At 72.9% G+C, this 18,290-nt stretch carries 20 protein-coding genes; 6 read left to right on the forward strand and 14 right to left on the reverse strand.

Annotated features, from left to right (window positions below):
* Positions 1 to 11: 11 nt before the first annotated feature.
* From GA0070560_RS18265 to GA0070560_RS18290, 6 genes are all read left to right on the forward strand, one after another.
* On the forward strand, positions 12 to 1,184 hold the full coding sequence (locus GA0070560_RS18265; protein WP_091298971.1) for an ATP-binding protein: 1,173 nt from the start codon (positions 12 to 14) through the stop codon (positions 1,182 to 1,184).
* Between the two features lie 37 nt (positions 1,185 to 1,221).
* On the forward strand, positions 1,222 to 2,859 hold the full coding sequence (locus GA0070560_RS18270) for a VWA domain-containing protein (protein ID WP_091298974.1): 1,638 nt from the start codon (positions 1,222 to 1,224) through the stop codon (positions 2,857 to 2,859).
* A gap of 292 nt (positions 2,860 to 3,151) precedes the next feature.
* Positions 3,152 to 3,763: a hypothetical protein gene (locus GA0070560_RS18275; protein ID WP_091298977.1), complete on the forward strand. Its 612-nt coding sequence runs from the start codon at positions 3,152 to 3,154 to the stop codon at positions 3,761 to 3,763.
* A complete protein-coding gene (locus GA0070560_RS18280; RefSeq protein ID WP_091298980.1) occupies positions 3,760 to 4,302 on the forward strand; it encodes an HAD domain-containing protein in 543 nt (180 codons plus the stop codon). The genes GA0070560_RS18275 and GA0070560_RS18280 overlap by 4 nt, the downstream gene beginning before the upstream one ends.
* A 97-nt stretch (positions 4,303 to 4,399) precedes the next feature.
* Positions 4,400 to 4,792, forward strand: a complete 393-nt coding sequence (locus GA0070560_RS18285; RefSeq protein WP_091298983.1) for a hypothetical protein — start codon at positions 4,400 to 4,402, stop codon at positions 4,790 to 4,792.
* Complete coding sequence (locus GA0070560_RS18290) at positions 4,785 to 5,246, forward strand: DUF4262 domain-containing protein (RefSeq protein ID WP_091298986.1); 462 nt, start codon at positions 4,785 to 4,787, stop codon at positions 5,244 to 5,246. Before GA0070560_RS18285 ends, GA0070560_RS18290 begins: the two co-directional genes overlap by 8 nt.
* A gap of 345 nt (positions 5,247 to 5,591) precedes the next feature.
* On the opposite strand, the gene GA0070560_RS18295 is transcribed toward GA0070560_RS18290, so the two are convergent.
* The 14 genes from GA0070560_RS18295 to GA0070560_RS18360 form a co-directional block, all read right to left on the reverse strand.
* Positions 5,592 to 6,137 carry a hypothetical protein gene (locus GA0070560_RS18295; protein WP_013289179.1) on the reverse strand — a complete coding sequence of 182 codons (546 nt, stop codon included), beginning with the start codon at positions 6,135 to 6,137 and terminating at the stop codon, positions 5,592 to 5,594.
* Between the two features lie 115 nt (positions 6,138 to 6,252).
* A complete protein-coding gene (locus GA0070560_RS29905; RefSeq protein WP_091298990.1) occupies positions 6,253 to 7,446 on the reverse strand; it encodes a DUF2637 domain-containing protein in 1,194 nt (397 codons plus the stop codon).
* Complete coding sequence (locus GA0070560_RS18305) at positions 7,443 to 10,802, reverse strand: BTAD domain-containing putative transcriptional regulator (RefSeq protein ID WP_091298992.1); 3,360 nt, start codon at positions 10,800 to 10,802, stop codon at positions 7,443 to 7,445. Before GA0070560_RS18305 ends, GA0070560_RS29905 begins: the two co-directional genes overlap by 4 nt.
* A 29-nt stretch (positions 10,803 to 10,831) precedes the next feature.
* Positions 10,832 to 11,278, reverse strand: a complete 447-nt coding sequence (locus tag GA0070560_RS18310) for a pilus assembly protein TadG-related protein (RefSeq protein ID WP_091298995.1) — start codon at positions 11,276 to 11,278, stop codon at positions 10,832 to 10,834.
* Positions 11,275 to 11,658, reverse strand: coding sequence for a TadE family protein (locus GA0070560_RS18315; protein ID WP_082171467.1), 384 nt, complete (start codon positions 11,656 to 11,658; stop codon positions 11,275 to 11,277). Before GA0070560_RS18315 ends, GA0070560_RS18310 begins: the two co-directional genes overlap by 4 nt.
* An 80-nt stretch (positions 11,659 to 11,738) precedes the next feature.
* Positions 11,739 to 12,191 (reverse strand): TadE/TadG family type IV pilus assembly protein, encoded by a 453-nt coding sequence (locus GA0070560_RS18320; protein ID WP_091298999.1) that lies wholly within the window; start codon positions 12,189 to 12,191, stop codon positions 11,739 to 11,741.
* 2 nt (positions 12,192 to 12,193) lie between these two features.
* A complete protein-coding gene (locus GA0070560_RS18325; protein ID WP_091299259.1) occupies positions 12,194 to 12,382 on the reverse strand; it encodes a hypothetical protein in 189 nt (62 codons plus the stop codon).
* Positions 12,383 to 12,427: 45 nt separating this feature from the next.
* Complete coding sequence (locus GA0070560_RS18330; RefSeq protein WP_091299003.1) at positions 12,428 to 13,300, reverse strand: type II secretion system F family protein; 873 nt, start codon at positions 13,298 to 13,300, stop codon at positions 12,428 to 12,430.
* Positions 13,300 to 14,148 carry a type II secretion system F family protein gene (locus tag GA0070560_RS18335; protein ID WP_091299006.1) on the reverse strand — a complete coding sequence of 283 codons (849 nt, stop codon included), beginning with the start codon at positions 14,146 to 14,148 and terminating at the stop codon, positions 13,300 to 13,302. The genes GA0070560_RS18330 and GA0070560_RS18335 overlap by 1 nt, the downstream gene beginning before the upstream one ends.
* Before the next feature lie 2 nt (positions 14,149 to 14,150).
* Complete coding sequence (locus GA0070560_RS18340; RefSeq protein WP_091299012.1) at positions 14,151 to 15,461, reverse strand: TadA family conjugal transfer-associated ATPase; 1,311 nt, start codon at positions 15,459 to 15,461, stop codon at positions 14,151 to 14,153.
* Complete coding sequence (locus GA0070560_RS18345) at positions 15,458 to 16,192, reverse strand: MinD/ParA family ATP-binding protein (RefSeq protein ID WP_091299263.1); 735 nt, start codon at positions 16,190 to 16,192, stop codon at positions 15,458 to 15,460. Before GA0070560_RS18345 ends, GA0070560_RS18340 begins: the two co-directional genes overlap by 4 nt.
* Positions 16,193 to 16,212: 20 nt before the next feature.
* On the reverse strand, positions 16,213 to 16,788 hold the full coding sequence (locus GA0070560_RS18350) for an SAF domain-containing protein (protein ID WP_170839475.1): 576 nt from the start codon (positions 16,786 to 16,788) through the stop codon (positions 16,213 to 16,215).
* Positions 16,789 to 16,889: 101 nt separating this feature from the next.
* Positions 16,890 to 17,750, reverse strand: a complete 861-nt coding sequence (locus GA0070560_RS18355; RefSeq protein ID WP_245675586.1) for a hypothetical protein — start codon at positions 17,748 to 17,750, stop codon at positions 16,890 to 16,892.
* Positions 17,750 to 18,133 carry a hypothetical protein gene (locus GA0070560_RS18360; RefSeq protein ID WP_245675583.1) on the reverse strand — a complete coding sequence of 128 codons (384 nt, stop codon included), beginning with the start codon at positions 18,131 to 18,133 and terminating at the stop codon, positions 17,750 to 17,752. The genes GA0070560_RS18355 and GA0070560_RS18360 overlap by 1 nt, the downstream gene beginning before the upstream one ends.
* Between the last annotated feature and the right edge of the window lie 157 nt (positions 18,134 to 18,290).

The following is an 18,290-nucleotide window of genomic DNA, read 5'->3' on the forward strand; positions in this document are numbered from 1 at the left end:
GAGGCAACCCCATGACCACACCACACCCGCCGGCCCCGCAGGCCGATTCACCGCAGAACGACCAGGCCTCGGCCAGCGGCGCCGGCGCTCTCCCCACCGAGGCGGGTGCCGGCCGGTCCGGCTACCTCTACCGCAAGGTCGCCCTTCACCTGGCCGACCACCCCGACCAGATTCTCAAGGTCGGTGAGATCACCCGGGCGATCGGCGCACCGTCGTCCGGGGCGGTGTTCGAGGCGCTGAAGAAGATGGCCGCCGCCGGGCACACCACCCACCACCGCGACCCGCACCGGTTCCAGATCACCCAGGCCGGCATCGACGCCGCCGGCGCCCTCCCACCCGCCGCACCCCGCACCCGCTCCAGCGGCAGTGCTGGTGGTGGCCGGCAGGCGCGGCCCGCGCCGGTACCGCGACCGAACGGGACGCTGTATCACCCGCGCCGGCTCGGCAAGGGCTGGGACGTCGAGGAACTCCGGCGGCTGCGCACCCAGCAGGTGCCCGTGCTGCTGTACGGGCCGCCTGGCACCGGGAAGACCGCCATGGTCGAGGCGGCGTTCCCCGACCTGCTGACCGTCGCCGGCACCGGCGACACCGTCGTCGACGACTTCCTCGGCTCCTACAACCCGATCCCCGGCGGCGGCTACGAGTTCATCCACGGGCCCCTCGTCACCGCGATGCGGGAGGGGCGGGTGCTGCTGGTCGACGACGCCACCCTCATCCCACCCCGCGTCCTGGCAGTCCTGTACCCGGCCATGGACGGCCGCGGTGTCATCACCATCCCCGCCAACGGCAACGAGGCCGTGGAAGCCGTCGACGGGTTCTACATCGTCGCCGGCCACAACCCGGGCGTGCACGGCGCGGTCCTCACCGAGGCCCTGGCCTCCCGGTTCACCGTCCACCTGCACGTCACCACCGACTGGGACCTCGCCCGCCAACTCGGCGTCCCCAAGCAGGTCGTGGCCGCCGCGATCGACCTCAACGCCGACCTCGCCGCCAGCAAGACCGTGTGGGCGCCGCAGCTACGCGAACTGCTCGGCTTCGTCAAAGTCCGCGACCACCTGGGCATGACCGCCGCCCTGGCCAACCTGGCCGGCATCGCCCCCGAGGACGCCCGCGACGACGTCACCGCCGCCCTGTCCCGACACACCGGCACGCCCATCACCGCGCTCGCCCTCGGCAAGCGCTAACCGCCATTCACCTCAGATTTCTGGAAGGAGCCAATTCGTGTCACACCCCAGCACCCCCCTACAGCAGGGCGCACCGCCGACGTCGGCCGGCGCCAGCGACTGGCATGACTGGTCCGCGGCGTGGACCAAGCACGTCCCGCTGCTGACCGGCCGTACCGACCTCACTGTCCTCGTCGCCCCCGGCGCCGCCGGGAACGCGCCCGAGTGTTTCTACCCCGATCTCAACCGGATCGAGGTCGACGCCACCTACATCGCCGAGCGCCCCGATGTCACCGACCCGGCCAAGGCCCGGCACAAGCGCCTCGTGCCCACCGGCTACGGGCTGCTCGTGCACGGCGCCGCGCACGCCGCGCACAGCCGCTGGGCCACCCCGCCCGGTACCCCGCCGATCCTCGCCGCTGTCGCCGACATGCTGGAGGAATCCCGGGCCGAAGGACGCCAACGCGCCCGCCGCCGGGGCGACCGCCGTTGGCTGCGCCACGTCGTGAAGACCCTCCTCGACCCCGACGACGCGGCCGTCGACGACGCGTGGCACGCCGGACAACTCGCCGCGCTGCTCCTGGCCCGCGTCGACGCCCGTATCGTCACCAGCAAGGACGTCCGCCCCGTCCGCGCCGCCGTCACCGGCGTCCTCGGACGCAAGCGCCTGCGGCAACTGCGGGACATCTGGCGGGAGGCCCACACCTGCGACGACGCCGATGCTGACACCATGATCTGCCTGGCTCGCCGGTGGTGTCAGGTCCTCGGCATCGACCCCGACCAGCAGTACGACACGCCCGTGCCGGACGCCGGCCTGTTCCCCGGTCGCCTCGCCGCGGCCCTCGTCGACTACCTCGCCGTCGCCGCTGGTGTCACCCCGGACGAGTACGCCGCGGCGCTGCTGGCTCACCGGCACAGCCCACCAGCAGAGTGGGACCGCACCGACCCGACCGAGCAGGAACACCGCGCGGCCCGCGATCTCGCCAACCGGCTGCGGCAGGCCCGCACCCGTCACCCCGAACCCGGCCGGCGCCCCTCGGCGATCCCACCCGGTCGGCTGCGCACCCGGCAGGCCATCACTGCCGAAGCGCAAACCGCCGCCGGGCAAATGCCGACCGCTGCCCCGTGGCAGCAACGGGCGCAACTGCCTCCGGAGAAACCGCGCCTGCACCTGGCGATCCTGGTCGACCTGTCCGGGTCGATGGCCCGCTACACCGAGGCGATGTCCTCCGCAGCGTGGATCTTCGCCAACGCGGCACGCCGCGCCGAGGCGACAACCACCACCATCGGGTTCGGCGACCGCACCAGCGTTCTGGTGCCCCCACGCACCTACCCCAGGCAGGTGCTGCACATGCGCACCGGGCTGGCCACCGCCACCTTCCCGGAAGCGGTCAAGGTCGCCGACCAACTCCTCGACCTGCGCCACGGCCGCGCCCTGCGGATGCTGGCCGTCGTCTCCGACGGCTACCTCGACGACATCCCCGCCGGGCAACAACTCGTCACCACCCTGCACCGCGCGGGCTGCGCCGTGCTGTGGCTACACCCCGCCGACCCGCCCACCGACGGCGAGCCGACCGACCCGGACCAAATCTGGGGGCACACCTTCACCCACGCCACCACCCTGACCGTCACCGACCCGACCGAGGCCATCGCGGCGATCGCCGACGCCGCCGTCACCGCACTCACCCAGGCCTGAACCCCGGGCTGAGCGGGCCCCGATCCGGCAGCCAACCAGTCCCACTCCGCGCTGCGGCGCTGCGCCGGCTGCGGCCCGCGCAGCGCCGCACGCCGGGACCCAGGACATACCAGGGCCTGGAATGCGGGGCTGCCACAGGCGGCCCCACCCGCATCTCGCGGAGGGCCGATGCCGAACGGCCTCGCTGCTGCCCCGCGACTTGACCACCCCACGCCATCGAAGCGTGCATGCATCGCGTCCTGACCGACCCCGGGTCCGGACGCGGTACGACGCTGCCCAACAAGGAGTTCTCATGCGTTACGGCACCGACGACGAACACCCCTTCGACACCGACAACCGCGCCTGGCGGCGCCTGCGCGACGTCACCAGCGAACACTTCGACGCCATCACCTGGAACCGGGACCCGGACGGACGGCCGGTCCTGCTCACCCTGCGCGACATGCGCACCGGAGACACGGTCACCCTCGCCGTCCTCGACTCCCTGGAGATCCGCGACCCGCACGCCCTGCTCGCGGTCCACACCAACGGCGACCTCGGCGCACACGGCCCCACCAGCGGCGCCGAAGCAGCCCACTCCCACGCCGCCACGCTCGCGCTCGACAGCACCACCCTCGCCGTGACCAGGCCCGTACCGCTGCACGACCCCGCCGTCACGGATCTACCCGCCACCGGTTGGGTCGACCTCCCGCCCGACCTCGCCCACGTTCTGCGGCCGACCCTCGACGACGCCCGCACCGCCGTTCTCGTGCTGCTCGACCGCACCGAAGGGTGGCTCGCTGCCGTCGGCCCGTTCCCCAACCACGCCGCCGCCGACACGTGGCAACCCGCCGACGGACCCGGCCGCACCGCCGACCGGCTCACCGTGCCCCTGCACCCGATCACCATCGAGCAGGCCCAGCCGTGACCAGTACCCGCCCGCTGGCACACCCCGCCTCCTCACCCATCGTGGCCATCGACGTCGACGGCGTCCTCAACCCCGCCAACCCGGCCCACGCCGAGACACTTGGCTACCGGCCACACCGCTACGACGGGCCCGGCCCGGACGGTCGGCACGTCACCGGCACCGTCTGGCTAAACCCCGACCATGGGCCATGGTTGCGGGAACTGGCCGAGCACGCCCAACCTGTGTGGTGCACCAGCTGGAACCACCTCGCCGCCGCATGGATCGCGCCGCGGCTGGGCCTGCCGACTACCTGGCCGCACGTCCCCGTCCACGCCGGCGGAGTCCGCTTCGGCCACCAGAACAAACTCAGCCCCCTGTATGCCTGGGCCGTCCGGCGGCCACTCGCCGTCCTCGACGACGAGTTCGGCGGCAAGGACCTCACCACCGCCGACCATCGCACCGCCGACGGCGCACCCACCCTGCTCCACTCGGTCGACCCGTACGACGGGCTGCGCCGCGCCGACGTCGACACGGTGCTGACCTGGCTGGGTCAGCTCTGACCAGGCCATACCGGCACCGAGGAACTCCGTTCACCCGGATTCGCGGGGCCTGCATCCACGCATGCGGGCCCCGCGCCGCAACGAGATGGAGCTGACTATGGACAGCATGTTCGAACCCGCCGACGAACCGGACGCCGACCGGTCACCCCGACTCAGCGTCGGCGACCCGGAACTACGCAAGACCCGACGGCTCGCCCGCGAGTGCGACACCTGCATCTTCAAGCCCGGCAACCCGATGCACCTCGACCCCGGCCGACTCAAGCAGATGGTGACCGAGGCGCGCGGCGGCGCCGGCTACATCATCTGCCACTCGACGCTGCCGTACGCCGGCAACCCGGTCCCGCCCGCGGTCTGCCGTGGTTTCGCCGACCGCTACCGCACCTGGCAACTCCAGGTCATGGAACGACTCTGGGGCTTCGTCGACATCGAGCCACCCGACCCGGACTCCGCCCGTACCCCCGAATGCCCAGGCGACACCCACTATGCGTGACATCGACGACTTCCTCCGACGCCAAGACCAGATCATCGACACCACCGGCTGGGCCGTCACGCACGTCCTGCCCACCGACGACGACCCCGATACCACCGCCCCGTTCGCCTACACCGTCGGACTCACCGCCCACGACTACCCCGAACTGATCACCGCAGGGCTGCCACCCGAGGTCGCCCACAGCCTGCTCAACGACCTGGCCCGCCGGGTCTACGACAAGGCCGAACGGTTCACCCACGGCCAACGCATCAGCGACATCATCGCCGGCTACGACGCCATCATCATCGACGGGCCACCCACCGACGAACTGCTACCCGCGATGGCGATCAACCGCTACGGCCGCGACCAGATCCGCCTCCAGCAGATGGTGTGGCCCGACCAGGAGGGCCGGTTCCCCTGGGACGACGGATACAACTTCGACCGGCACGCACAGCCGCTGATCGCGCAGCTGTAACAGGGCAGGCCAACTGCGGTCCACCGGGATCCGGGCGCCTCTACCGGCGCTCGGATTCCGGCCACGACCGGATGCGCTGGCCCACGTCGGCTCGTGCTGTGCCGTCACCGATGTCAAGGCCGTCGCTGGGATCAACACACCGTTAGCCAGTCACTCAGCATTAGCGAATGCCCGGCTTTCCCGGCGGCTCGCCGGGCATGGAGTGAGAAGGCGGCTCTCTTTTTGTTGGTGGCAAAGTACGGCTGGGCGCCAGCTGATGCCTGTACCGTGCGCAAGCGCGGGCCATGTCGACGGCCGATCGATGACCGCGCTGCGGGGCCGAGGCACGGCACGCCGCGACAAGATCTACCGTTGCTTCTGACCACCGAGCTGGTAGAGAGCAAGGTCTACCTGACGCGCTGACCATTCGTAACCTTGGCCGGCTAACTCGGCGCGACATCGCTCCACCAGCGCCAGGTAGCGACCGTAACGACCCGGCCGGTTGTCGAGCATAAGGCCCAACTGCTGCAGGCCTGAATGCGCTCGACTGTCGTATACGGCGAGCCGCGTCGGTGCCGCTACAAAGCACACGACCGATGCCAGGGCATCTCCGTTGCTGAAGCCTGGCAGTGGTGTGAGAGCGGAGCGGGCGGCCACTGCTGCCTCCGCAACCGTTCGTGACTCGTCCTGTGCCGCGGTGACGGCCCGCTCGGTATGCTGCCGGATCTCCTGCTCAGGGCAGCTCATCAGACGCGCCATCCAAGGGGTGTCCGCGCGTAATCGCTTCCAGGCGCTCAGAGCCCCCAGGTCGAGCTTGCCCAGACTCCCGGCATCAGCCACCCGGGCGATGACCTGCTTGATGACCTCGTCGTATGCCGTACTCACCTCGATGGCGTACAGCTCGGCGGCCATGACTAGCCGTTGAACCCGCTCTCTCGGTTCCACCCCTGAAGCGTGGCACAGCCACTGGGCCGGTAGAAAGATCATCTTCGCGCGCTTGTCAGGGCCTCTGCGGCCGGCAGCGGGCTTACGAGGCTCCAACCTCCTCGGTGACGCGGCTGGTTCCGTGTCCGTTCGCGGTTCGCGGCACGGGTGGCCAGTACCGGCGGACGGTGCGCTCGGACCGGCCGATTCTGGTGGCGATGTCGGCTGGGTGCAGGGACGGGTCCTGGCGGTACCAGTAGGCCACGGCCCCGGCGGTGTCGGGCGGCGCCTCTGCGCTGCTTGTGCCGTCGTCCGGTTCGGGGTCATGTCCCTGGCCCTCGAGGGGGTCCGGTTCAATTTCTTGGGCAGCGTCCGGAGTATTGACTCTGTCCTGCTCGTCGGAGTTCTCGACCGGCGCGACTGAAGAGCCGGTGGGGCGGGACCTGCTGCTTCCGGACCGGTCCGTGTCGTGGTGAGAGAGGTCAGTGCCCCGCAACGGCGCCGTGTGCGGCGACGCCGAGGCGTCGTTACCGGTCCGGACGAGGTGAGCGTCCTCGTGGTTCCGTGCATCGTCCCGCGGGGGCTCAGGTGCAACTTCCTTGGTGTCGCGCGCGTCGGTCGGCGAGTGCCCGATGGCGTCCGCATTCGAACGCTCGCCCTCGTCGCCGCGGATCGCAGCCTCCGGCATGTCCGTCGGCGATACGTCGAAGCCTCGGGCCTGCCGCGCTGCATGGGGCGGCCCTGATGCGGGGGCCGGTGCCTTCAGGCTCGGGGGTTCGGCCGTCGGGGACTGCGTCTCCGCTGGCATGGTGGCGGGTTGCTGGCCGTCGGCCGGGCTGAGGGAGGGGGCGCGGATCCGGCCCGCGATCTCGACCAGGCTGATGCTAGCCACGACGACCAGTCCGTCGACGGAGATGGGCAGAAGGTACGAGGCGCCGGCGTCGGTTTCGCCGTACCGGGCGGCAACGCCGGCCATGTGCCAGTAACTCACCCAGGCGGCGATGCCGGCGATGACGGCGGCGGCGATCAGCCGCGCGGCGGCCAGGCTGCGGCGGTCCGCGGGTACGCGGGAGATGAGTTCGACGGTCAGCAGCAGCGCCAGCGGCGGCCACGCGGCGATGATCTGGCTGATGAGGTTCGGCCGGGCGTGTAGGACGTTCGCCGCGATCGACGCGGCGACGCCGAGGGCGAGCACCGCCCGCACGGCCCACCGCAGGCGGGTCAGGTGCCGGAGGTCGGCCTCTGCTACCTCCGTTGTACGGGCGGCGGTATGCCGGGGTAGCGGTGTGGCGGTCATGCGGCAGCTCCGTCACCGGGCCGGGGCGCCGGCCGCAGGTCGGGTCGGCGGGCGGGGCGCTGGACCTGGGCGACCAACTCGTCGGCCAGGGCGATGGTGTCGTCGCTGGGTTCGGCGTCGATCTCGCCGAGGGCGCGGGTGAGAGAACGGCGCAGGCTGCGGATGGCGTCGAGGTGCCCGAGCGCGGCGCGGGCCCGCATCGCCTGCTGGTACAGCTCTTCCGCGTACGGGTTGTGGCCGATCGCGGCGTCCAGGACGGTGAGCTGCGCGGCGGGGTTGTCGGTGAGGGCGTCGGCGAGGGCGAGGTAGGCATCAAGTGCCTGCTGCCGGACGGCTTCGCGGTAGGGCTCGATCCATTCGTAGTCGGCGCCGTCGGCCAGGTGTCCGCGGTAGGTGTCGACCGCGCGGCGTAGCGCGGCGAGGCGCTCGGTTGGGTCGGTGGCCTGGTTGGCGTCGCGGATCGCGGCGCGCATGCGCCACAGGTCCACGTCGACGGCGTCGCGGTTGAGGACGTACCGCTGGTGGGGGTGGGTGAGGTAGGTGCCGCGTCCTGCGGTGCGGCGCATGATGGTGCGCAGGTCGGACACGTAGGTGTAGAGCCGGCCGGGTGCTTTGTTGGCGGGGGCGTCGGGGAGCAGGTCGTCGAGGATCGCCTCGGCGGAGGCGTCGCCGTCGTGCACGGCCAGGTAGACGAGCACTTCGAGGGATTTCTTGCGCAGCGTCGGCCCTGGCGGCACGTCGACGATCGCGGCGGTGCCCAGGACGGAGACCTGCACCCTCCCGTGGCTGGTCTCCTGGCTTTTCTCGGCCGCGCCGTCGGTGTCCGGTTCCTCCACGGCGGGCGGGGGCGCACCGTCGCGGGCAGTGTCCGCGCCGCCGGCATGGGCGTCGGTGGGCGGAGCTGCCTGGGTGGCCGGGGCGGTCTCGCTGCTGGCGCTGTCCGCTGTTGCTGTCGGGGCGGCGGGCACGGGCTCGGGGCCGGATGCCGGCAGGTGGTCACCCTCGCGGACGGGGACGTCGGCTGGCGCCGGCTCGGTGTCGGGAGAAGGTTGCGCATCGGGTGCGGCGGTCGTGGCCTGGGCGGTGGTGACGGGTTCGATCGGGGCGGGAGCCTGCGGCTGGCCGGTGTGGGATTCGGCGAGGGTGACGAGCAGGTCGCTGGTCTCGGACGGGGTGAGGACGGCCAGTCGACCGATGTCGGCCGGGTGGCCACCGTGGCGGGAGCCTTCCCCCTGGGCGCGGCTGGTGGTGCCGTCTTCGGCGACGACGACGGTGTCGCCGTCGGGCCATGCGCCCAGCAGCACGCCGTGGATGTCAAGGCGCTGGCCCTGGGCGAGGAGCGCGGCGATACGGGTGCGCTGGTGGCGGGTGTCGGCGTCGGCCAGCAGCAGGACTGGCGGCATCGGCTCCCCGGTCGGGTCCGCCGCGCGGGCCTCGGCGGCGGTGTCGACCTCGTGGGCGTAGGCGATGCGGCTGCGGTGCAGGGTCTGCGCCTCGAGCAGGTCGAGTGCCTCGTCCAGGCCACCGGTGACGGTCAGCCGCGGGGTGTGGGGCAGCGCGACGGCACCGGCGCCGAGCAGCGTCGCCGCGGTCGCTGATGGCATGACCAGCCAGGTGCGGTCTTCTGGTGCGTCGAGGCCCCCGGCGGCCAGGGCGGCGGCCATGAACCCGCGGGCGGCGGCCTCCGCGCCGGGACCGGTGAGCCCCAGGCCGGCAGGCGGCCAGACCGCGGCGAGCGGGTGCGCCAGCGACGGCACCACCGGGCGGAGCGCAGTGTCGTCTCCTGCGCGCGGGTCCGCGGCAGGCGCCGGCTTTTCGTGGTGGTCCTCGTCGTCGAGACCGGCGTCGTCGAGGGCGCCGTTCTGGTTGTGCTGCCCGGCGATCTCCGGACGGTCGTCGTCGAGCAGGCCGGCGTCCTGATCGGAGGTGTCAGGGCTGTCCGGTACGGAGGCGTTGTCGTCCGCTTCGGTGCCGTCGGGGTCGGTGAACAGCCCGAGGTCGTCGTCCGGACCTTCGTAGCCGGCCGGATCGGTGGGGGCCGTGGTGGCGTGGCGCAAGCGGCGGCGGATCTGGTTCACCACGGGCGGCATGGGCGCCACGTCGGGGTCGTCCAGGCGCAGGTCGGCCGACACGGGCCGGCGGGTGTAGCGGCGGTGGCGGTGGGCCCAGACGAGGGCGACGGCCGCGAGGATCGCGGCGACGAGCCCGGCGTCGAGCCAGCTGCCGGTGCCGAGTGAGACACCGGGTGACGCCTTCGTTCGCGGCCCGGGTGTTTGCTGCCCGTCGACCGAGGGGCTGGGCGTCGTCGAGGCTCCGAAGGCCGACGGCCGCGCAGCGGGCGAGGCGGAGACCGGTGGCGAGGGGACGTGCACTACGCCGTCGTCACCGTCATGCGGTGCCCGGGTGGTGGAGCCTGGCGACGGGCTCACGGACGGCGCGTCGGGTGGCGGCTGGGTGGGTTGGCTCGGTGGTGTCGGCGCGGGCGCGGCGGTGCCGGGTGTCGGCTGTTCGGGGCCTGCCGCTGGGGGGTCGGCGGGTGGCGGGGTCCGGGGTGTGCCGACGGGTGGTGTGGCGTCGTCGGGCAGTTCCAGGGTCCAGCCGGGATAGATCAGGTTCGGGTTGGTGAGGGTGCCGCCGATGTCGCGGAAGTGGGTGCCCCGGTTGAGGGCGAAGATCTCCGGCCACCGGTTGGCGTCGCCGAGCCACTGCTGGGCGATCTTCGACAGGGTGTCCCCGCGCCGCACTTCACAGGTGTAGGTCTGCCCGGATGACACGAGCGTCACGTGGCCAGCTACCAGCCGGGCCGGCACCGGATCCCCCATGTCCACTAGGGCGGACGTCGATGCGGCTGTCTGCCAGGTCTGCGTGTGGTGCCCATCCGTGCTCACCAGCCGCACGGTGCTGCTGGGCACGGTGGTTGCCGGGGCCGTAGCGGTGGCGCTGGTGTGGGCCGTTGTCGCTTGTGCTGGCTGGGTGAGGGTCGGTGCGGCCTGGGCGGCGGTGGCGAGGACGCCGCCGGTGATGGCGGCGACCAGGATGGCGGCGAGCCCGCGGGCCGGGGCGATCGCGCGGGGTTGCGGCAGGCGGATGCCCGTGACGGTTTCGGCGACCTCGGCGATCAGCGACCAGATGAACGCCGCCCACGCCACCCAGAGCAGGCACACGATGGCATTGCCGAGCATGGTGTCGGTCAGCGGTGAGGTGAGGGCCGTGGCGATGTCCTGCCAGGTAGGAACCTGGCGAGGTAGTGGCCAGCCGACGTATCGGATGAGCGCGTACGGCACGCCGGCGGTGAGCAGCACCAGGATCCCGAGTCCGGCCAGCCGGCGGGCCGTGGCGGCGAGGAATGCGAACACTGGAGCTCCCGGTCGTGCGAGATGCCTGGTCAGGACGGGGCGGTGACGCCGGTCAGGGGACTGGCGGTCGCGGTCGCGGACACCGGCAGGGCGCTGATCCCGACGAGGTGCAGCAACTGCGTGGGCCGGGTGCCGCTGATGGTGACGGTGACGGCGGTGGGGGTGGCGGACGCGGTGACCTGCCCGTCGACGCCGGCTTGCTGGGCGAAGCTCCGCGCGGCTGCGGCAGCCTGGGCGGGCTGGAGCTGGACGGCGCCGGTGGCCCTATAGGTGGCGAGGTCGATCTCGCGGGCGCCGGCCCGGGCGGCGCCCTGCGCGACGTCGAGCAGCCGCACCTTGTCCGACATGCCCAGTCCCAGGTCGAGCACCAGGCCGGCGAGGATGAGGACGAGAACGACGCCGAAGATCGTCCACGGGGTGATCTGGCCTCGGTCGTCGTGGCGGGCCTGCCGCAGGCGGGTACGCAGCCGGTTCATGGCGCCGTTGTCCCGCGGTAGGTGTCGAGGGGCTGGTGTGAGGTGCCGCGGATGGTGATCGTGCCGGGCAGGCCGAGGCCGTAGAGGTCTTCGAGGCGGACGGTGCACGCCACGGTGGCGCTGACCTGCCCACCGGGGACGAACGCGCCGGGGTCGACGGTGACGGTGGACGGCTGGCAGGTGAAGGCCCGCCCGGCGAGGGTGGCGGAGGCGCCGTCGGCGCCTGCGGCGCGGGCCTCGCCGGGGGTGCGGGCGAGGGACGCCTGGCGGGCCGCGGCGGCGGCAGCGGAGTTGACGTCGATGGCGGCCGAGGCCAGGCGCAGGCACGCCACCACCGCGAGGGCGGCCAGGACCATCAGCGGTACGTAGCTCAGCGCCATCTCGACGCTGACCGAACCCCGGTCTCCCCGCAGCCGAGGCGCGCGGCGGCGTGGATGTCGGCTGCGGCGCTGCTCGCGGGTCACGTCGAGTCTCCTTCCACTCCAGGCGGGGAGGGGGCCAGCGACAGGGTCGAGGGGCGGAAACGCTCGACCGGGGCGCTGGCCTGGGTGCTGACCTGCAGGCGCAGGAACGGCACGACGGCGGGCACCCGGCCGGCCACGGCCACCGTGGCGGTGTCGGCGGTGCGGGTGACCGACACGCTCGGGTCGACGACGACCTGCCCGGCGACCTGGTCGAGGACGGTTGCGGCGTCGGCGCGGCCGGCGGCGGCGGTGCCGCCGGACACCCTGGTGGTCTGCAGGGCGTGGTTCGCGGCGTGCTGGACGCCGAGTTGGGCTAGGGCCCACAGGGCGAACTGCACGCCGACGAGGACAAGCAGGAACAGCAGGGGCGCGTAGAGGACCACCTCGGTGGTGACCGACCCGCGGTCACCACCGAGCCGGCGTCGCCTGCCTCGTCGCGTGCGGTTCATGGCTAGAGGTTGATTCCGGTGATCTTGGTGATGATCTTGCCTTGGAAGATGGCGTAGACGGCCAGGACGAGGGTGACGAGCAGGGCGATCCACATGACCTTCTCGGTGGTCTCGCTGCCCCGGTCGCCGGAGTCGCGCAGCCGGCGAGCCCGGTCGACGAGGGTGAGGTGTGCCAGGGTCAGCAGGGCCATCAGCTTGCTGGGGTGCACGGCGTTTCTCCTTCTGGTGTGTCGGGGTCAGAAGCTGTCGACGGCGGTGACAGCCGGGTAGAGGAGGAACAGCATGTAGGCGGCGGCCAGGAGCATGACCGGCATAGACATGCGTTCGGTGGCGGAGTTGGCCCGGGCCTCCAGGGCGGCGGCCTGGTGGGCGCGCAGGGTGGCGGCGCGGATGGTGAGGGAGTCGCGGATGCGGGCGCCTTCGGTGCCGGCGAGACTCATCGTCGCGGCGAGTTCCTGCAGTTCGACGACGCCGGTGTCCTCGCCGAGCTGGCCGAGGGCCTGCCAGGGCGGGATGCGTAGCAGCCGGGCGGTGGCCACGGCACGGTTCAGGCGTCCGGCGGCCCAGCCGTGGGTGTCGGCGCAGGCGTCGTCGAGGGCTTGTTCGAGTCCGGCGCCGCCGGCGAGGGAGATGACGACGAGGTCGAGCACGGCGGACAGGGCGTAGCGCAGCTCGTCGCGGCGCCGCTGCGCCTCGGCGTGCACGGTGGTCTCGGCCAGCCACCAGCCGCCGGCCGCGCCTGCGAGCGACGCCCACAGCGGCATGCCGGCGGCGAAGCTGACCCCGCCGGAGGCGAGGACGGCCATCGCGACCGGGGGCAGCAGCAGGCCGGCGAGGACTGCGAGGGCCTGGTCGGCCAGGTGGGTGGCGGTCGGCCGTCCGAGTACGGCGAGGTCGGCGCGCATCCGCTGCCGGGGCAGGCCGAGGGCACGCAGGGGCGCGGCGAGCAGCCGGGTCCTGGCCCCCACTGGTTCTTCCAGGGCAGTCGGGGTGCGGCGCAGGGCGTCGAGGGCCTGGGCGAGGCTGGGCCGGGCGGGATGCAGGCCGCTGCCGGCCATGACCAGGCCGAGCCCGGCGATGACGCCGCACGCCACCACGAAGGCGGCCATCACGCCACCTGCCCGGGCTGGTCGGCCGAGAGCACCCGTGGTGGTTGCGGGACGCGGGAGGCGCGGGCCAGCCACCAGAACCCGCCGGCGAACACCGCTCCGACGACAAGGAGCACGAGCTGCCCAGTAACGCTGCGGTACGGGGCGAGGAACCCGCGGTTGAGCAGGATCAGCCCGGCGACCATCGCCACCGAGGTGCCGGTGATGACCCGGGCGGCCGTGCGGGTCGCGGCTCGTTTGGTGGCCACCCGCATCCGGATGCCGGCGAGCTCGCGGGCGGTGGCGGCGAGGCTGGTCAGGCACTGGGACAGTTGCCCGCCGTGGTAGCCGGCGGCCTGAGTCAGGGCGCGCACGACGAGGTCAGCGGTGGGGTCGGCGAGGTCGGCGGCGAACGCGCGCAGCGCGTCGGGCAGCCGTGCTCCGCCGCGCACCGCCCCCGCGAGGGCCTGCACCTGGGGGCGGATGGGCTGGGGGGTGACAGGGGCGGTGGCGGTGATGGCCTGCTCCAGGCCGGCGGCCGAGGACAGGGTGTCGCGCAGCAGCTCGGCCCAGGTGGCGATCGCCTCGATCCGGGCGATCGCGCGGGTGTGCTCCCGGTCGGGTCCGAGGACGCGGGGCAGCGCCCACACCGCGGCGGCGGTCAGCAGCGCCGCGACCGGCCAACGGGTCGCCGCCGCAGCGGCGAATCCAGCGACGATGGCCGCGAGGAGCCGGGTACGGTCGGCCGACGTCCACCGTTGCCGTGTCCGGGTGGTCGGGGTGCCGGGTGGGCGGCGGCGTAGCCCGTCGGCGACGAGGATCAGGCCGACGGCGCAGCCCAGGCCGAGCAGGATCGGCAGCAGGTCCATGCTCACCACCGGTCCCGGACGAGGAGGTCGGGTTTGAGGCCGGCGGCGGTGAGCTCGTCGAGGGTGTCGGCGCGGATCGGCGCGGCGGGGATGGCGCGCCGGTCGGGGCCAGGGCGGTAGATCTCGTTGGAGGGGACCTGGGTGCCGTCGGTCTCCAGGACCTGACGGATAGAGGACACCACTCGGGTGCCGTCGGTGGCGACGTCCAGGTGGACGACGAAGTCGACGGCCTGGCCGATGAGCACGTTCGCCGCGTCGAAGGTTAGCTTCTCCGGCGCCTGCATGACGTACATGGCCAGCCGGGTCAGGGCCTGCTTGCTGGAGGAGGCGTGCAGGGTGCACATGCTGCCGTCGTTGCCCTGCGACATGGCCAGGAGCATGGGTACGGCTTCGGCGCCGCGGGTCTCGCCGACGATGACCCGGTCCGGGCGCATCCGCAGGCCCCAGCGCACCATGGTGGACATGTCGATGCCGCCGACGCCTTCGAGGTTCGGTTCCCGCTGCTGCAGGGCGGTGGTGTTCGGGTGGGCGTCGCTGTCCTCGTCAAGGCCGAGTTCGTAGGCGTCCTCGACGGTGACGATCCGCTCGTGGGGGCTGATCGCGCCGGCGGCGGCGCGCAGCATGGTGGTCTTGCCGACGCCGACGCCTCCGCAGATCACGATGTTCTTGCGCGCCCGCACCAGCGCCCGGATGAGTTCCCGCAGCCCCACCGTGATCTCCCCGCGGTGCAGCAGGTCGTCCAGGGTCACCCGGTGCAGGGTGTTGCGGCGGATCGACAGCGAGGGCCGTTTCGCTACCGCCATCACGGCGAACAGGCGTTGCCCGCCGGGCAGCCGCAGCGACAGGCCGGGCGAACCGCGGTCGAAGCGGCGCTCCTCCTGCCCGCTGCGCGCCGCCGCTATCCGCACCAGGTCGACCAGGTCGTCGTCGGAGGCGGCGACCGGCGGCACTCGCTGCACCCGCCCGTCGGTGGTGCGGATCCACACGTTGTCGCAGCCGTTGGCGAAGATGTCCTCCACCCGCGGGTCGTCGATCAACCTCTGCAAGCCGCCCAGGCCGGTGAAGCTGTCCCGCAATGCCCGCGCCAGGGCCGCCTCGGCCTGCGGGGTGAGCGGGGCACGGCCGGCGGAGATGTCCTCGCGGGCGTGGACGACGAGTTCCTCCGCGATGTATCCCGCGATCACCGCGTGGCGCTCGCCGTCGGGAAGCTGCGTGCCGTGCGTGGCCAGGCGGTCGCTGACCCGGGCCCGCAGCCGCGCCACCACCTCCGGCGGGGCCGCGGTCGTGCCGCCGTTCAGCGTTGGGGCGGTCACCGCACAACCTCCAGCACCGCACCGACGGGTTGCCCGCCGGCCGCGACGGACACGGCGAGGGCGCGCAAAGCCTGGGCGAGGCGGGTACGTGTCCACGCCCGCCCCGTTATCCGCCCGGCGAGGACGCCCGCGCCCCACCGGTCGGCGGGCAACTGCGCCCACACCGGAACACCGAGGCGCCCGCTGATCTCCGCCGGGGTGTAGGCGGACCTGCCGCAGACCGCCATCCCGACACCACCCGGCCGCGCCGCGGCACGCAGCGCCGGCAAGCGGGTGTCCAGGTGATCCAGGTACTCCGTCGACCCCGAGGTGACCAGCACGACCGCGTCAGCGGAGCGCAACAGGCCCCACGCGGGGCTGTTGGCGTAGAGGCGACCCGCATCGGCGACCACTACCGGCGCCAACCGCGCGACCGCCTCGGCCTGGCCGGCGAGGACCGACACCGCCCCCGCAGCGGTCTCGGCCGCACCCGGCCCGACGAGGACGTGCAAACCCAACGGCACCTGCTGCACGTACGGTGCCGCCCCGCCGGTGTGCCCGCCGTGCCGGGCCGCCGCCGCCAGGGACGCCAGGCCCGGCTCCTGCGCCAGCCCGAACCGCGCCGCGACCACCCCGCCACCGGGGTCGGCCTCCACCAGCAACGCCGGACGGTCCGGCCACAACGCCGCTATTCCCAACGCGGCCGTCGACGCGCCCGGCGCGCCGGACACCGACGCCACCACCACCAACATCTCCCGCACCTCCTCACGTCTCACTGGGACGGGCCGAGCTGCACCAGCGACACGTCCCCCGGGGCCGCCGCGACCGCTTCCGCCGCATCCGCAGCGAGCAGCACCGTCACCAACTGCGTGCCCACCTGGTCGGCGCCCGCCGCCACGGACACGACCGTGGCCACCGCCCGGCGTACACCGTTGTTCTGCTGCGGCGCCTGCTCCCCGCCTCCGGTCGGCGGGGCGACCAGCACCACCACCCGCGACCCGGGGGTCAGGCTCGTCGGGGCCCGGCCCGGCTTGACCGGAACCGCGATCACCGCCTGCCCCGCCGCGGGCCACGCCGCCGGCCCGACCTGCGCCGATACCAGCAGGCTCCCTGCCGCCAGCGGCACCGCCGCCGAACGGCCGACGACCCCGCCGCGCCGCTCGGCCGGGACCAGGTCCAGGCCGGACGGGTTCGCCACCCGCACCACCCGCACATCGGCGTCGGTGATGACCTGACCCGCCGGTACGTCCCGCGCGACGGCGAGGAACTGCTCGTCGGCGTGCCGGCGCAGGTCCACCTGCCAAAACGTCACCACCGTCGCCAGGACCAGCAGCAGCCCGGCGACCACACGCCGCCCGCTGCGCCGCCCCACCCGCCGCGTACCGGCGGGCACCGGCGGCAGGTCCGCAGCGGCGGTGTTCACCACCCGGGGACGGTCCGTGGTGACGCTCACCGGGCACCTCCGACGATCGCCTGGGACTCCGCCACCCGCACGGACACCGTCGAGGTCGTCGTGAGCGGGGCGAGAGTGCCCCCGCCGCCGGCACCAGACCAGGTGACCGACCACGTCACCGTCGCCCGCAGCCGGAACGCCGCCCCCGCCGCGACAGCGGACGAGGATGTGTAGGTGTGCCCGCACGGTGACGACGCCCGCGGGTCCGTGCCCGGCTTCCACGGCTTGCCCGGACCGGCGCACGTCAGGTCGTCGCTGCCGTCGCCAAAGGACCACACCACCCGAGTCGGCGTCGCAGTCGCGGTAACCGACACCCCAGGCACCGACGCGGTCGCCGACCGCGCGCCCCACGTCGCCGGGTCCACCCACAGCCACACCGGCACCTGAACCAGCACGAACGGCGCGGCGGTGGGATTCGTGCGAATCTGCGGCGAGGGCAGGTGCAGCCGAGAACGCGCCGTCTGCCCCAGCGCCGCCAGGTTCACCGACGGCGCCTGGTCCAGCCACACCGGCACCTCCTGCGACCCGAGCCCGTTGGCTACGCAGGTCCGGGAATACCAACCGCCCTCTGGGCCCTTGCCCGGCGGAGGCGGGAGACCCACGTCGACCGGCGCCCAGTAGCAGCCACCGCCACCGCCACCGCCCGAGCCGTCACCGGACCCGCCGCCGCCCTGGCTGCCGCCGGTGGAGCCGCCAGGGCCGCCGGGGGTGCCGGCGTTGATCTCGCATTCAGGAGCCGCCGGGTTCTGCGTGCAGCTGACCCCGCCGATGCCGCCGTCGGAACGTGCCGGGCTTCCGGATGCCAGCACGATCGCTGCCGCGCCCGCAGCGATCAGGGATTGGACGGCGCGACGCATCAGCACGACCCCACGTCCTGGACGCCGAAGCTGGTGACCTTCCAGCCGCCGGCCGCGAGGTTCGTGACCGTGGCCCGCGCACTCCGCCGGCCCCCGGGCACGTCGTTGATCGGCTCACCCGACAGGTTGTAGACCAGGAAGTTGCTGTCGTCGATGCAGTCGGTGACGGTCACCGTCGCGGGCGAGGCGTTGAGCGCAACCTCGGCCGCCTGCGGGTTCAGGACGTACTTGCCCTTGAGCACCTGCTTCTTGCTCCGGTAGTTGGCCAGGCCGTTCCGCAACGTTTTCAGCGCGCCGTCGCTGGCGAACCTGTTGAGGTCGGGCTCGTCGGGGTTGGCGGTAAGGCCGGCCTTCGCGTACGAGGCCCACATACCGCGGTACACGTCCAGCGCGGCGTCCTCAGCCGCGCCACGCGGATCCTGGCTGGGCGTGGAAACAGCGACCGAGGTAGTAGGAGAAGGTTCTTGCCTAGTGTTTCCGGCGTCGCACGCTCCCGCGCCGGCCACCAGGCACAGGGCTGTCGCCGGGCCCGCCAGGCGC

The organism is Micromonospora halophytica, assembly GCF_900090245.1.
Classification (GTDB): Bacteria; Actinomycetota; Actinomycetes; order Mycobacteriales; family Micromonosporaceae; genus Micromonospora; species Micromonospora halophytica.